The sequence below is a fragment of the Hydrogenophaga sp. NH-16 genome, assembly GCF_004006415.1.
GTDB lineage: Bacteria > Pseudomonadota > Gammaproteobacteria > Burkholderiales > Burkholderiaceae_C > Hydrogenophaga > Hydrogenophaga pseudoflava.
The window spans coordinates 1744804-1758591 of the sequence record NZ_CP029344.1; the positions used below are offsets into that span (position 1 = coordinate 1744804).

Consider the following 13788-nt stretch of genomic DNA (forward strand, 5'->3'; position numbering starts at 1 on the left):
ACACCTCAGAGGAAATCGACGCTGCCGAGGAAGACCTGCCCGCGGCGCTGGCAGCAGGCATAGGGCCGCCACAGCGCCCAGGCGTAGTCGCCTTGCTGGGCCTGCACGCGCGTGTTGGAGTGCGGGAACACCGCGCAGGAGTTGGAGAGGGTCGGCGTCAGCTCCTGCCACTTGCCGGTGGAGGCATCGCTCTCCACCAGGGCGCCGGCCGGCCAGTAGCCGTCGCTCGAACTCGCGAGCAGCGGCTGGTAGACGTGCGGCTGCATGCGCCGCGTGACGACATCGCCCGCGCGTTGCGCGACGACGGCGCCGCTCTTGTAGTCGTCGGTCTGGTGCAAGAAGCCGCCGCGCGGATAGACGTTGCCCCACAGGTTGAGCGTCGTGCGGCCGCCGATCTCGCGCATGCCGGGGATCAGCGCCTCGGGGTACACCATCTCCGGCACGTTGTAGCGCCAGGCCAGCGTGTCGAGCGTGCTCAGCAGGTACGGCATGAAGGCCGTGCCTGCGCCCTGGCAGGCGTAGCCGGAAGCGCTGGCGAACTGGCTGAACACCGAACCACCGGGATGCCCGATCACGTCGGCGTTCTTGAACTTCGCCAGGTTGTTCTCGTTGTCGTGGTTCGTCGTCCCGTCGCCGCCGGCCTGCGCCGTGGGGTTGGGCATGCTCATGGCGCGCACCTCGATCCACGGGTTCTCGCCGGTGTTGCTGTAGCTCGATACCACCGCGTCGGGCACGTAGTGGCGCACCTTCACCGAGGTGCGCACCGTGCAACCCGTCCAGGTGCAGAACAGCCAGTAGCAGATGCCGACGACGCGGTATTCCAGGCAGTCGGGCGACAGGGCCGAGGACACGATGGTGGCCGTGTTCAGCGCGAACGTCGAAGCGGCGCCGCCGAGCAGCACCGAAGCGATGGCAAGGCGGGCCCGGCGCGACGACGCCGACAGCAGGCGGTTCATGGCTGTGCCCTCCGGTGGGATTCGATGCGGGCCACGGCGCGCGCGACATCGGGCTCGCCGTAGACCACGTAGCGGCGATCGACCACCACGGCAGGCACCTTGGCGATACCCAGGCCCCAGGCATCGGCGACGCCCTGATAGGCGCTGCCGATGCGGCGCTGCAGTGCCTGGCCGCCATCGCGCAAGCGCTGCTGCACGAGCGCGGCTGCTCGGCTGGGGTCGTTTGGCAGGCCCGCGGCCAGTTCCGCCTCGATGCGCTCGGGCAGGTCCAGCTCGATCACGCGCGCGTCGGATGCGGACTGCACGGGATGGCGGCTGTCGGTCACAACCAGCACGTCGGTTGCGGATGCGTCCTGGCCGAGCAGACACAGCAGCAGCCCTCCCGCGCAGGCGGTGCGCGTGGCCCGCAGCCGCGGGATGGATTTTAAGAAGGGAGCCGTCATGGCGGGCGTCCTGGGAATGAGAGCAAGGCTCTAGTCGAACGCCGAAGGCAGTCCACCCGCGACAAGGAATGCGCACCGCGCGCGCTCCGCTTTGGGCAGACAGGCGAAAGAAAAGCGGGAGCCGAAGCTCCCGCGGGGACCAGGCGGTCAGCGCCGCTACAGCAGGCCGGATTCGGCGAAGGAGTACGGCGTGCCCTTGCCGACGATGAAGTGATCCACCACGCGGACATCGACCATCGCCAGGGCGGCTTTGAGCCGGTCGGTCAGCGCCTGATCGGCGGTCGAAGGCACGGTCATGCCGGATGGATGCTGGTGGGCCAGGATGACCGCCGAGGCGTTGAGGGCCAGGGCGCGCTGCACCAGCACCCGCGGGTAAACCGAGGTTTGATCGACCGTGCCCTTGAACATCGGCTCGTAGGCGAGGACTTGGTGCTGACAGTTGAGGAACACGACGGCGAAGACCTCGTTGGGCTCCGCGACCAGCTTCAGATGCAGGTAGTCGCGCACGGCGGCGGGACTGTTCAGCATCGGGCCGGCCTTGAAGATGCGTTGTTCCAGCAAGGTGATGGCCTGGCGGATGATCCAGTCTTCGTGCTGGGCGGCGATCAGGCTGAGCGACTCGGGACGCGAGTCGGCTACGACATAGGACATGGCGAACCTCCACGGAATGAAGTCGGAGGACGCCTGTCCCGGAAGGGACAAACCCTCCGGGGGACGATGAAGAACGAGCGGCAGAAGAGCGGGCATCCGCCACCACATGCGCAGTGGCTGTTCGCGTCCAGGGATGCGAAGCGAACGGGGTCGATCAGCGCGGTCAGGCCGCGTCGTAGCCTTGAAGATCGTGGCTACCTGGGCATGTCGCCGAGAGACTCGGCAGGCATTTCCTTCGATGCGGGCTCGGCCGCTGCACTGGCCGCCAGCAGGTCGATCGCGGACAGCAAGGCATCTCCTTCGACCGGGCCGTGCAGCAGCAGCGTCTTGCCGGACTGGCGATCCTGCAGGCGCAGCGTGGGCGTGACCTTGATGCCCTCCTGCGCCGCGCTCGCCGACTGTGCGCGGATCAGCGCATCGGGGCGGTCGCTGTCGAGGCATTGCTGCGCGGCCGGCGTGAGGTCGGGATAGCGCAGGCCCTCGGGCAGGCCCTGGCCGTCGCCCCGGGTGTGCGTGTAGACCCACTCGGCGGCCTGCCAGAACGCCGCCTGGCCGCCGGCCTCGCCGACGCACTCCACCAGGCGCGCATCGGCGGAAGCGGCCGGCTCGTGCAAAGGCAACGGCAGGTGATGCCATTGCCAGCTCACGTCAGGGTGCGCGTCGATCCAGCGCTTGAGCACCGCGAAGTACGCGCGGCAGAACGGGCATTCCAGGTCGGCGTACTCGACCACCGTGAAGCGCGCATCGGCGCGGCCATAGCGCCAGGGCGGGCCGGCTGGTGCCGTTGCCGGCGCAGGCGTTGCTTCTGCCAAAGGAAAAGCGGGCTCGGCGGGCGACGGCGGCTGCAGGCCGAGCCACGCGGCCGTGGTCAGGGCCGCGGCCACCAGCAGCGCGACGATAAGGACGGTGCGGGACGGCGCGAATCGAGGGATGCGCATCGTGGACTCCCCGTCACGCCAGCGCATCGAGCGCCAGCGGTTCGATGCTGCGGGCGCGGTCGATCTTCTCGGCGATCTTGAAAGCGGCATCCAGTTCGCCGATGCCGTACTGCTGCATCAACTGGAAACGCTCGGCCTTCTCCTCCGGCTCGGTCTGAGCCAGCGCTAGGTACAGGCTGGGCGGCACCGCACGGAACAGCACTTCCATGCTCTTGGAAAGGATCACGCCCTCGCTGAACTTGCCGGCCTCCTTGCGGGCCGACAGCATCAGCGCCTTCTGCGCCGCGTTCAGCTCGCGGAAGCGCGCGATCTTCTCCACCTCGTCGGGCGGCATCGAGAGGCAGATCCACCACTCGATCATGTTGAGCATGGGCTCGGCGGCCTTGGGCAGGTCGTCGATGTTCTGCGTCGCCAGCCAGTACCAGGCGCCGAGCTTGCGCCACATCTTCGTGATCTTGACGACGTAGGGCGCAAGCAGCGGGTTCTTGGTGATGATGTGCCCCTCGTCCGTCACGTTGATGATCGGCCGGCCGAGGAACTGGTCGCGCTCGGCGATGTTGTTGACCGTGTTGATGAGGCTGATGTAGGCGATGGAAAGCTGCGCGTTGTAGCCCTCGCGTGCGAAGGTCGCCAGATCGACGATGGTGATGTCGGCCTCGGGCCAGGGCGTGCCGGGCCGGTCGAACATCTCGCCGTCCACGCCCTGCCGTATCGCGGGCGCGCTCGCGCAGCGCATCGCGCACGTCGCGCGTGAGGACGGTACGCTGGTCGGCCACGCAACGCTGGGCCGCATCGAGGATGCACTGGCGGATCAGGCTGCGGTCGGCGCGCGTCATGCGCGCCTCTTCCTTGTCCTCGCCGCCGGTGATCATCAGCCGCGCGGTGATTTCCAGTTCCCCCAGCACGTCACGCTGCTCGTCGGCATCCGCTGCCTGTGCCGCCTCGTCGCGGTCCTCGTCCAGGGCGTCGGCATCCAGCGTCTGCACCTGGCTGGGCGTTTCGACCAGCCGGTGGGCGTCGGCGAACGGCGCGAGGCTCACCCCGGCACCGGGGGCCAGCTTGACGCGATGCACCTTCATGCCCAGCCGCGCCGCGAAGTCGCCGAACAGGCCGAAGCTGTTGCCCGCCTCGACGATGAACAGCCGCGGCCGGTAGATCGCCGTCACCTGGTTCAGGATGTTGTTGAGCGTGGCGCTCTTGCCCGAGCCGGTGGGACCGAACAGGAACAGGTGAGCGTTCATCTGCCGGTCGAGCCGGTTCAGCGGGTCGAAGGTGATCGGCCCGCCGCCGCGGTTGAAGAACGTGATGCCCGGATTGCCGGTGCCCTGGCTGCGGCCCCACACCGGCGCGAGGTTCGCCGCGTGCTGCGCGAACATCAGTTGCGTGTACCACTGGCGCTTGTCGGCGGCCGGGTCGAACACGCACGGCAGCCAGCGCAGGTAGCTGTTGAGCGGCGCCACTTCGTCTTCCTCGCGCACCGGCTGCAGGCCGGCGTTGAGCATGACGTTGACCAGTTGCAGGCCGCGGGCGTCGAGCTGCGCCAGGTCGCGCCCGCGCAGGTAGAAGGCCAGCGCGCCGCGGTACAGCTTGTGCGCGCTGCCGATCAGCCCGCGCGCTTCCTGCACGTCGCGGCGCGTCTGCTCCGAGGCCAGCGTCTCGCCGACCGACTTCTTGCTCAGGTGGTTCAGGTGCGCTTCGAGCACGTCCTGCGGCGTCGCGACGACCGTCAGGCACATCACCGTGTCCTCGGGCATCTGGTCGAACAGCGCGTTGACCGCGTCGCCGCCCTTGCGCGTCTCGCCGGTGACGTGGCCCGTGGCGGGCGGCATGCGCAGGCGGTCCATCACGATGACCCGGTGCGGCATGCCGTCGAAGACCCAGGTGCCGTTCGCCACGTCCGAGCGCGGCTGGCCGAAGAACAGGCGCTGCGCGAAGTCGCCGCTGGCCAGCTCAATCCCGCCTTGCTCGGCTTCCTCGGGGTAGCGGGTCAGCGCGTAGAACCGTTCGCGGTCGGCGGCGGCGGGGCCAAGCATCGTGGGGTGCGGGTTGAACCAGCGCAGCAGCCAGTCGTGGATGTCGCTCGCCTCCATGCGCCGGGCCTTCACGCCCGTGTTGGCGAGGCCACCTGCGAGCCGGTCGCAGATCGTCGTCAGCGCCTGCTCGGGAGACTGGCCGCGCCGGGACGCGCCAGACGCACTCGCGCGCCGGTAGACCACCATGCGCACGCGCCGCACCTGGCCGCGCCACGGCAGGCGCGTCACCGTCGTGTCCTCGAACAGGCCGCCGGGCTTGGCGATCGCACGCAGGTGATGCCCGAAGAAGCGCAGGTAGAACTCGGTGAAGGCGCTGCCCTGAGCGCGCGGCCGCACGTAGTTCGTGAGCCCGCGCAGGTAGTTGTCCCAGGTTGCTTCGTCCTGGGCGTAGAGCTGCACCACCCAGGGGTTCTCGTCGAGTTCGTCGAACGAGTCCTGCAGCGCGTTCTCCAACGCATCCCGCGCCTGCCACAGCCAGGCCATCTCGCGGCCCTCGGTGCCGACCGGCGCCAGCTCGAAGAAGGCCGCCACCGACTGGCCGTCCTCCAGCAGCAAGCTCTTGGAACCGGGCAGGTACTCCACCCAGGGGAGCAGGTCGGCGAAGGACGGCGCCACGCCGTAGAGCGCCTGCAAGTCCGCCTCGGTGGCCGGCCGGCGCGGCTGGCCGCCCACCGCGCTACCGGGCTCGGGAATACCGTGCGCGGCCAGCGTCGAGACATGCTGCGCCCAGGCGTCATCGGCATCCAGGTCGGGGCCGGCAGGCGTGGCGGCCTTGCGTGCCCAGGGCAACGACCAGGCCATCAGTAGTCCTCCAGGCGCTCGCCGGGCATCGCGTACTGCACGCGCTGGTAGAGCGGGAACACGGTGGTGTAGCCGGGCACCGGCACCGGGTCGGTGCCGGCCAGGTGCGGGAACACGTACATCACCAGGTCCGGGTTCGGCAGCCGGTGGAACTGGCGGTAAATCTCGTTGGCCGCGGTGCGCGTGTAGGCGGCAGCGGCGGCGGGCGCCGCCTGCACGTCGGCCTCGGTCAGCGGCCGGCGCAGGCCCTGACGCGCATCGAGCAGTTGCCGCGCCGCCTGTCCGCCACCGGCGCTGCCGCCCGTCTCCTGGTTCCACACGTCGAGCATGGTGTGCTCGCCGTGCGGCAGCAGCTCGTCCTTGCTGGTCGCGCAGCCGCCCAGCACCATGACCGCGCACAGGGCCGCGGCCGATTCAATCCAAATCCGACGCATGGGCGCCTCCGATGCGGTGATTGACCCGCCGCCCCTTGGCGTCGTAGTCGATGTTGAGCGGCTGCTCCAGATGCACGGCGACCTTGGCGCCGGGCCGCACGTAGACTGCGGCGAAGGCCTGCCCGTAGAGCTTGTTGACCCAATCGGCCATGTCACGCACGCCGCCGGCCAGGATGCGGCCCATCGCCTCGTTGCCGCTGATACCGACGGTGCCGAGCGAGCCGTTGCTGTTGGCGACCACGGCCACGCTGCCGTTGTCCGACTTGATCAGCGAGGCCGCGCCGGCGCCGGCCGCGGTGATCAGCGCCTGCGAACCCAGGTACTGCTGCGCGTTGCTGCGCCGCTCGCCCGAGACGCACGGGATGCCATAGGGGTCGCTGATCCAGCCCAGGCCGCCCTGCGTCGTGCTGTTCGCGCTGCTGCCCTGACTGCCGCTGCTCCGATTCCGATTGCCGTCCTCCGGCACGGTGCGGATCGTGCCGTCGTTGAAGACGAACGTGACCGAGCGGATCTGGCCGCGCACGCAGGAAAGCGTCCAGTCGCCCGAGGCCGTGCCGCTGACCACCGCACCGGCCACGTCGGGGATGTCGATGCCGTTGGCGGTGAGGTTGTCGGGGCCGATCAGCACCTTGAAGGGATACGGATCGTTGACCGTGCCGTCGATTGGCACGCGGCCGATCAGCGCCGTCATCGCGATCGAGCCCATCAGCGTCGAGTTCGACGGCACCGTGTAGACCGGCTTGGCCGACGCGCCCACGGCGCGGCTGCCCGCATCCGCGACGGTGCTTGCCACACCGTCGGCCGTGTCGGAAAGCGTCTTCTGCGCCGGCCCGAAGCTGGTCGGGAAGTTCAAGCCGCCGCTGCTGCCGTTCTTCGCCGAGGGTTTCGCATCGTCCGGCTCCACCCAGCGCGTGCCGTTGGTGTTGCGCGCACTGCCGCTCTGGTTGCCGCCGAAGTTCTTGCCGTCGCCTTCCTCCAGCCCGAGGCCCACCGGCAGGTCGGCCTGGCCGCTCTTGCCGGAGAGGCCGTCCAGGCGCCGCTGCAGGTCTTGCAGCAGGCCCTGGGTCTGCTGGCGGTCGCCGGCCAACTGCTCGCGGTCCTGCTGCAGGCGGCCGCGCTCGCCGTCGAGCGCGGACTGGATGCGCTGGTCGATCGCGCTTTCCCTCGCGCGCATGCGTTCGTTCTCGGTCTTCTGGTTCTTGTTATCGTTGAGCGCCGTCTGCAGTTCGTTGCGCAACTGCTTGACCTGGGCCACCAGCGTGGCGACGGTATCGCGCGGCGTATCGCCTTCGATGCCCAGCGCCTTCATCTCTTCGGGCGTGAGCGGGTTGGCGCTGCCGGGAGGTGCCGGCCTGGCGCTGCGCTCGCCCGAGAAGAGCTTGATGCCGACGAACACCAGCACCAGCGCCATCGGGATCAGCAGCCACTTCAGGAGGGGGTTACTTTTCATCGCGCGCTCCTCCTCCTTCGGCCTGGCCGGCCGCCGCCGCCGGCGGCAGGTTCACCGTCGCGTCGATCGGCGCCACCTTGGGCAGCAGCGACTCGGCCAGGCCGTGGCCACGGGTGACGAGATAGACCACGGTGGTGTCGGCCGCGCGACCGGCCGGCGCCAGGGTCGGGTGCTGGAAGGTCGCGGCGAGGAAGTCGCCCTGCAGCGCCCGCGGGTCGAGATCGAGCCAGCGCCCGGAGGTGTTGGTGAGCTTCACGGCCGTCACCCACTGGTCTTCGAGCCGCCACGCGGCCAGCGCCTGCGCGCGCACCGGCAGCGTGGGCAGCAAGGTGTCCAGCGCGAGGTTGCGGCGCAGGTTGACGCGGCCGATGCCGGCCACGGGCTCCACGGTGCGCAGCGGCGCATAGAGGTTCTGCGCCGCGTAGCGCGTCAGCACCACGGCCACCGGCGTTGCGCGGCGGGCGGCTGGTGTCGGGCGCTGCGCATCGTCGTCCACGGTGGCCGAGGGGCTGGCCGGCTCGCCGTAGCGGGTGGCCGGCACATCGCCCTCGACGATGCGCACGGGTTCGAGTGCGGGCTGGCCTGCTTTGGCCGGCTCGGCGGCGATGTCGAGCAGGATCAGCGCGCCGGATTCCACGTCCTGTAGTTGCAGCCGCGTGGGCGGGATGGGCGCGCTGGCGCGCAGGTAGATCGCGCCACCGGCGCTCTGCACGCGCAACTGCTCGCCGACGCCGGCCGGCACGCCGATGCGCACGTTGCGCTCGATGAAGACCACGCGCTCCTGGCCGACCACGAGCGGCACCGCCAGCGGCAGGCGCTCCCAGCGCAGGATTTCGATGGCATGGCCCGCGGGCACGAAACCCAGGCACAACAGGACGCCGGCCAGGGCCGGAAGGAAGCAGCGCTTCATGGGGTGTCTCCCTGCAGATTGGCACCGGGGCTGGCGGGCTTGCCGGCTGGCGCCGGGGGCGGCGGGGTTTCGATGCGCTCGGGCGCACGCGCATAGCAATCCAGCACGAGGCCGAAGGGATTGCGCTCGGGATCGATGTCGATGCGCACGACCTTCAGCGCGTAGCGCACGAGTGCGCGCTTGACCTGCTCGGCGCCCAGATACTCGTCGGCGCTCACGTCCAGCGTGACGATCCAGTCGTTCACCGACACGGTGCGCACGCGCGCGGCGGGATCGTCGCCGTAGCCGCGGCCGGGAATCTCGTAGATGCCGCGCACGCGCTGGCGCAACTCGCCGTTGCTGCGCCGGAATTCGTAGTCCTGCTGCAGGAAGGCCCGGCAGCTCGGCGTGAAGTAGGCCGACAGCCCATGCAGGTTGCGCGGGTAGTCCTGCTCGCCGTTGGTCGGCCAGCGTTGGGCCTGCTGCCAGATGTAGAAGGTGAAGGCGTAGACGCTCTCCGGCGGCACGTCCCACCACTTGCGGGTGCTGCCCGAGCGCAGGTCGGGCGGCACGTGGATGGTCAGGCTCTTGGGTGCACTCCACCAGCCGAAGCCGAGTAGCAGCGCCACCACGAACAGCGCGGCGCCGGCCAGGCGCAAGGTCTTCACATGCGCCTGCAGGTGCGCGACCTCGTTCTTGAATCGGCTCATGCTGTACCTCGACGCAGGGACGGGTTGGGCCGCAGGCGCCGCGTGGACCACCAGCCCGAGCGGGTGATGAGTTGCCCACCGCCCGTGTGGGCCGCCAGCGCGGGGTAGCGCAGCGCGAGCCGCCACTGAAACTGGCGGTACAGCCAGGTGTCAGGCCGGCCGCGCTTCCACCGCCGCAACAGACCGCCGCCCACGAAGACGCCGATGCCGATGCCGGCGACGACCAGCGTGGGCACCATCGCAATGCTGTGGGTCAGCCAGGCCAGCGGCACGCCGGCCACGAACCCGACCGCGCCCGACAGGCCGGCGCAGACCCACAGCTCGTCGGCCGTGAGCCCGCGCACGACCACCGGATGGCGGTTCAGGCGATGCGGCATAAAGGTCACGAGCCCGTCGCGCGGCGGGCTCTCCAGGGCGCCAGCCATGGTCGCCGGCCCTTACAGCACGCCGGTGGCCTTGGTCAGCAGCCAGATGCCGACGACCAGGAGGATCGCGCCGACCGCCACCGTCAGGCCGAACTGGCCCCAGGTGGCGCGGCCGGTGTGGATCTCCGCGTAGCGCGTGTAGGCGTGGTAGCAGACGCCGACGAACATCGAGGCGACCACGAGCAGCGCGATCAGCAGCACGATGTCGTAGCCGTAGTTCTGCAGCGTCTGCATGATGCCGCTGCCGGTGCCGCGCGACGGGTCTTCCAAGGTGGGCAGGGCCGCCAGCGAGACGAGCGGCGTGGCAGCGAGGCCCAGCGGGGCAAGCATGGCTGCGATGCGCGCAGCGGGGCGACGAGGAATCAGCGAAGCGTTCATGGCGATACACCCTTTCATGGTGGTCAGGACAGGAGGAAGAAGCCCAGCACCAGGTACATCGCGACGAAGCGCACGATGACGCCGAGGAACTGGCGTTGGGTCAGGTGGTGCTCGGCCCAGCCGACATAGGCGGTGCGCATCGCCCACACGCCCCACAGCAGCAGAACGGCGAAGACGAAACCGAGCACGACGGTGGAGACGGCCGCGGGCGCGAACCCGCCGTTGGCCTGGAAGGCGGCGACCTGATCGGCGGAAGGCGTCATGGCGACGGCGCCTCCTTGTCGCTGGCCGCGCCGCTGCGCGTGTAGTCGCCGGCCAGCGGCACGGGATCGCGCGGCTGGGCGCGCTGGGGAACGAGGTAGTCCCGCACGCCTGCGCGCATACGCTGCAGGTCGGCGCGCAGCCGGGCGTAGTCGAAGTGGTAGCGGGCGCGCTCCTGCGGTGCGGTGGTGGCTCCACGCTCGGCGAGGCGATCCAGCAGTTCGAGCTGGCGCGTCACCGCGGCGAGCATCTCGCGCTCTGCGGCGTTGTCGGCGGCATCGGCAGCGACGGCCGGCTGAAGCCCCGCAGCGGCGAGCAGGAGCGCGGCCAACGGCGCGGCGATGGCGTGGCGCCGGACATGCGCAGGACTGCGGAAGGTTTCCATCGAGCCGTTCTCCGGGGATGCGGATGGCTCATGCTCGAACGCCCGGTCTTCCGGCGCCGCAATCAATCGGAACCGGCCCGCCACCGCTTTCCGGCAGCGCAAGGAACGACGCGCCTACAGGTACTTCTTGAAGGTGGCCGCGGAGATGGCCACGGCAACGCCCAGCAGCGCCGCGCTGGGCAGCAGGATCAGCAGCGGATGCACGCTGACCGGCAGCGCGAGGTACGTGACCCAGGGCAGCACCGCCAGCGGCATTAGGCTCGCCCTGGCCCGGTGGTAGACGAAGCCCGATTCGCGCCCGGCGCCGAAGCCGCGCACGTCCCTGCGCACCAGCCCATCGACCAGGCCGACGAAAGCAGCCATCACGAACAGCGGCAGGATCAGGATCAGCACCAGCAGCCGCACGAGGAACACCAACACGGTGTAGGCCGAGGCGATCAGGTAGCTCTCCACGTGCACGTAGACCTGTCCGAGGTAGTAGCGGAAGTCCTGCACCTGGCTGTGGGCGCCGGCACGGGATTGCGAGGCGGCATCGCGTATCCAGTCCAGCAGCCCGGTCTTCACGAACAGTCCTTGGTAGGCCCACTCGACGAGCTGCCGCGCACTGCGCCCCGGCTCCTGCACCAGCACGCTGCGCGTGAAATGCTCCGAGACCTGCGACAGCTCGTAGTTCAGCATGCCCTGCGCATGGCGCCAGCCCTGCTCGGGCCAGAAGAAGTGCATGCCGATGCACTCGATCACGATGCACAGCAGCAGCGAGCCACACAGCACGCCGAACAGCCGGAACGGCAGCGTGACCAGCCCCGCGATCAGGCCCTGCTGGCGGACCTGCTGGCGCTGGACGGCGACGGCGGGGTCGCTCATGCCGCGGCCCCTTCATCCACGCTCGCCATCTGCTTGAAGTCCGCCAGCAGATCGTCGGGCAGCGCCTGATCCTGCAGGCCGGGAAGCCCCTTGCTGTCCCACCAGTCGCCGGCCTCGACGTAGTGCTGGCGCATGTAGCCGGCCAGCTCCTGCAAATCCTTGGGCATGGCCTCGTCGGGATCGGGCGCCGGCAAGGGCATGCGCACCTTCCACAGGTGGCCGCCCTCGATCAGCGCAAAACACTGCCCCTTGGGCAAGCCGACGACGTGTGCCGGTTCGATCAGCGGAACGCTGTTGCTGCTGATGCGGTCCTGCGTGTTGGACGTGAACGCGGTGTTGCCGGTCGGGTCGGAACTGTCGGTGGCACCGCTCATCACCGTTGTCGTGTAGACCTCGACCTTGGGCAGTTGCCGCGTCAGCAGCTCGGCCGTGATGGTCTCGCGCACGCGCAGCATGAACAGGTTATTGAAGTTCCCGATGACCTGGCCGGCCTTGGCGCGGTTGCCGATGCGGGCCTCGATGTCGCTCATGGTCTGCGTATAGGCCGTGACCTGCACCCCGGCGCCGCCGCCTTTGTTGACCATCGGAATGAACTCGTCGCCCATCAGCTCGTTGAACTCGTCGGCGTGCACGTTGATCGGCACCTTCACGCCTGCCGACGCGCCCGGCAGGCCATCGTCGATACCGAACTTGTAGATGTGCCCGGCGACCGACACCAGATCGCTGAACATGGAATTTCCCACTGCGGCCGCGACCTCAGCGTCCGACAACGCATCCAGCCCGACATAGACCACGGCCCGCTTCCGGATGATCTGCATCCAGTCGAAGATCGGCCGCGGGTCGCCCAGGTCCGAGTAGTTCGGCGCGAGCAACTGCGCGATCTTGCCGGTGGTCAGCTTCTCCAGCAGCGGCAGGAGCGACGCCACGATCTTGTCGAAGTACGTCCTGTCGTAGCGCACCGCGCTGCGCAGCCCGTCGAGCACCGGGTCGTAGATGCGCACCTGCGAGAGGTACTGCTCCAGCGCGACGACGCGCTTCTCCCGCCCGATCATGTTGCGCGGGATGTTCTTCTCGTTCAGCTTGGCTTCGAGCTGGACGATGACCTCCCAGGCTTTCGGCTCGCTCCTGGCGAAGTAGTGCTGGGCGTACTCGATGAACAGCGCATCGATGTTGATGACGTGGCGCTGGATCAGCAGGTAGTCGGGCCGCTGCCCCAGCTCGACCAGAGCACGAGCGATGATGTTGACAAACCTCCACGCGAACTCCCTGAAGGCGGCCGAATTGCCTTCACCGGAGAGCTGGCCCGCGATGCGCGTAGCGACTTCGCTGATGCGCCCGAACCGCCCCACGGCGTTGTAGCGGGCGCTGATGTCCGGCCAGCCCAAATGGAAGACGTAGAACTCGCCTTCGCGTCCGGCGCGTTTGGCTTCCACGTACATGCGCTTGAGCAGATCGGCGTCGCCCTTGGGGTCGAAGACGATCACGACCTCGTGCTGGCCGCCCACCTTGCGGCGGATGTCCTGGGTGATGAACAGTTCGGCCAGGCGGGTCTTGCCGACGCGGGTGGTGCCGAGCACCAGCGAATGGCCGACGCGCTCGGCCAAAGGCAGGGTGACGTCAACCTCGTGCGGTTCGATGCCGTGCAGGCGCGGCAGACCACCGACCGGCGGTAGCGGCCGCGCCGGGTTGAGCGGGCTGTCCCAGGCCAGGGCCTTCGCCAGCTTGGACAGGGGGTACGGCGCGAACTCCAGGCGCTCCTCGACGTGCCGTGCCGCCCGATAGATCGCCGTCGGTTCGACATAGCGGCGGAACTCCGGCCGGTAGGTCTGCATCAGCCGGTGCGTGTGGCGCTGGTCCCAGCGGAAACCCCGGCCGACGAACAGCCGCTGCTGGCTGACCGGCACGTCGCGGCTGGTCATCACGTAGCGCGGCAGGCGCCGGATGTTGCGCCGGTAGCGCAGGATCGCCCAGGCGTCCCGGAAGCGGATCGCACCGAAGGTCAGGAAGGCCAGCGCGCTGCCCAGGCCGAGCAAGGGGCTCAGCGCGAGCGACCACGGGGCCACCAGGCACAGAAGCGCGGCGCCCGCACAGACCGCGACGGTGTAAAGCTCCACCGCTGGCCGCAGCAAGACTTCGACGGCTTGGGAGTGGGCCATGGTGGGCGCTTCAC

14 protein-coding genes and 1 pseudogene are annotated in these 13788 nt (G+C 69.2%); all 15 read right to left on the reverse strand.

Annotated elements, in window-relative coordinates; translation table 11 throughout:
* Window positions 1–5: 5 nt before the first annotated feature.
* The 15 genes and pseudogenes from DD542_RS08470 to traD all read right to left on the reverse strand — a co-directional run bounded on the left by DD542_RS08470 (window position 6) and on the right by traD (window position 13774).
* A complete protein-coding gene (locus DD542_RS08470) occupies window positions 6–956 on the reverse strand; it encodes a TIGR03756 family integrating conjugative element protein (RefSeq protein WP_127805046.1) in 951 nt (316 codons plus the stop codon).
* On the reverse strand, window positions 953–1399 hold the full coding sequence (locus DD542_RS08475; protein ID WP_127805048.1) for a TIGR03757 family integrating conjugative element protein: 447 nt from the start codon (window positions 1397–1399) through the stop codon (window positions 953–955). The genes DD542_RS08470 and DD542_RS08475 overlap by 4 nt, the downstream gene beginning before the upstream one ends.
* 156 nt (window positions 1400–1555) lie before the next feature.
* Entirely contained in the window at window positions 1556–2050 is a 495-nt protein-coding gene (gene radC / locus DD542_RS08480) for a DNA repair protein RadC (RefSeq protein WP_127805050.1), read from the reverse strand.
* Between the two features lie 194 nt (window positions 2051–2244).
* Window positions 2245–2988, reverse strand: coding sequence for a thioredoxin domain-containing protein (locus DD542_RS08485; RefSeq protein WP_127805052.1), 744 nt, complete (start codon window positions 2986–2988; stop codon window positions 2245–2247).
* 13 nt (window positions 2989–3001) lie between these two features.
* Window positions 3002–5822 (reverse strand): annotated as a pseudogene (locus DD542_RS08490) (conjugative transfer ATPase).
* Entirely contained in the window at window positions 5822–6256 is a 435-nt protein-coding gene (locus DD542_RS08495) for a TIGR03751 family conjugal transfer lipoprotein (RefSeq protein WP_127805054.1), read from the reverse strand. The pseudogene DD542_RS08490 and the gene DD542_RS08495 overlap by 1 nt, the downstream one beginning before the upstream one ends.
* Window positions 6237–7706: a TIGR03752 family integrating conjugative element protein gene (locus tag DD542_RS08500; RefSeq protein WP_127805056.1), complete on the reverse strand. Its 1470-nt coding sequence runs from the start codon at window positions 7704–7706 to the stop codon at window positions 6237–6239. Before DD542_RS08500 ends, DD542_RS08495 begins: the two co-directional genes overlap by 20 nt.
* Window positions 7696–8616, reverse strand: a complete 921-nt coding sequence (locus DD542_RS08505) for a TIGR03749 family integrating conjugative element protein (RefSeq protein ID WP_127805058.1) — start codon at window positions 8614–8616, stop codon at window positions 7696–7698. The genes DD542_RS08500 and DD542_RS08505 overlap by 11 nt, the downstream gene beginning before the upstream one ends.
* The gene (locus DD542_RS08510; protein WP_127805060.1) at window positions 8613–9305 is read right to left on the reverse strand and encodes a PFL_4703 family integrating conjugative element protein; all 693 of its coding nucleotides are present in this window, start codon (window positions 9303–9305) and stop codon (window positions 8613–8615) included. Before DD542_RS08510 ends, DD542_RS08505 begins: the two co-directional genes overlap by 4 nt.
* Window positions 9302–9730 (reverse strand): TIGR03750 family conjugal transfer protein, encoded by a 429-nt coding sequence (locus DD542_RS08515; RefSeq protein ID WP_127805062.1) that lies wholly within the window; start codon window positions 9728–9730, stop codon window positions 9302–9304. Before DD542_RS08515 ends, DD542_RS08510 begins: the two co-directional genes overlap by 4 nt.
* A gap of 12 nt (window positions 9731–9742) precedes the next feature.
* Window positions 9743–10108 (reverse strand): TIGR03745 family integrating conjugative element membrane protein, encoded by a 366-nt coding sequence (locus DD542_RS08520; RefSeq protein WP_127805064.1) that lies wholly within the window; start codon window positions 10106–10108, stop codon window positions 9743–9745.
* Between the two features lie 23 nt (window positions 10109–10131).
* On the reverse strand, window positions 10132–10371 hold the full coding sequence (locus DD542_RS08525) for a TIGR03758 family integrating conjugative element protein (RefSeq protein WP_006409219.1): 240 nt from the start codon (window positions 10369–10371) through the stop codon (window positions 10132–10134).
* Window positions 10368–10754: an RAQPRD family integrative conjugative element protein gene (locus DD542_RS08530; RefSeq protein WP_127805066.1), complete on the reverse strand. Its 387-nt coding sequence runs from the start codon at window positions 10752–10754 to the stop codon at window positions 10368–10370. Before DD542_RS08530 ends, DD542_RS08525 begins: the two co-directional genes overlap by 4 nt.
* A gap of 114 nt (window positions 10755–10868) precedes the next feature.
* Window positions 10869–11618: a TIGR03747 family integrating conjugative element membrane protein gene (locus tag DD542_RS08535; protein WP_127805068.1), complete on the reverse strand. Its 750-nt coding sequence runs from the start codon at window positions 11616–11618 to the stop codon at window positions 10869–10871.
* Complete coding sequence (traD, locus tag DD542_RS08540; protein ID WP_127805070.1) at window positions 11615–13774, reverse strand: type IV conjugative transfer system coupling protein TraD; 2160 nt, start codon at window positions 13772–13774, stop codon at window positions 11615–11617. The genes DD542_RS08535 and traD overlap by 4 nt, the downstream gene beginning before the upstream one ends.
* Window positions 13775–13788 lie beyond the last annotated feature (14 nt).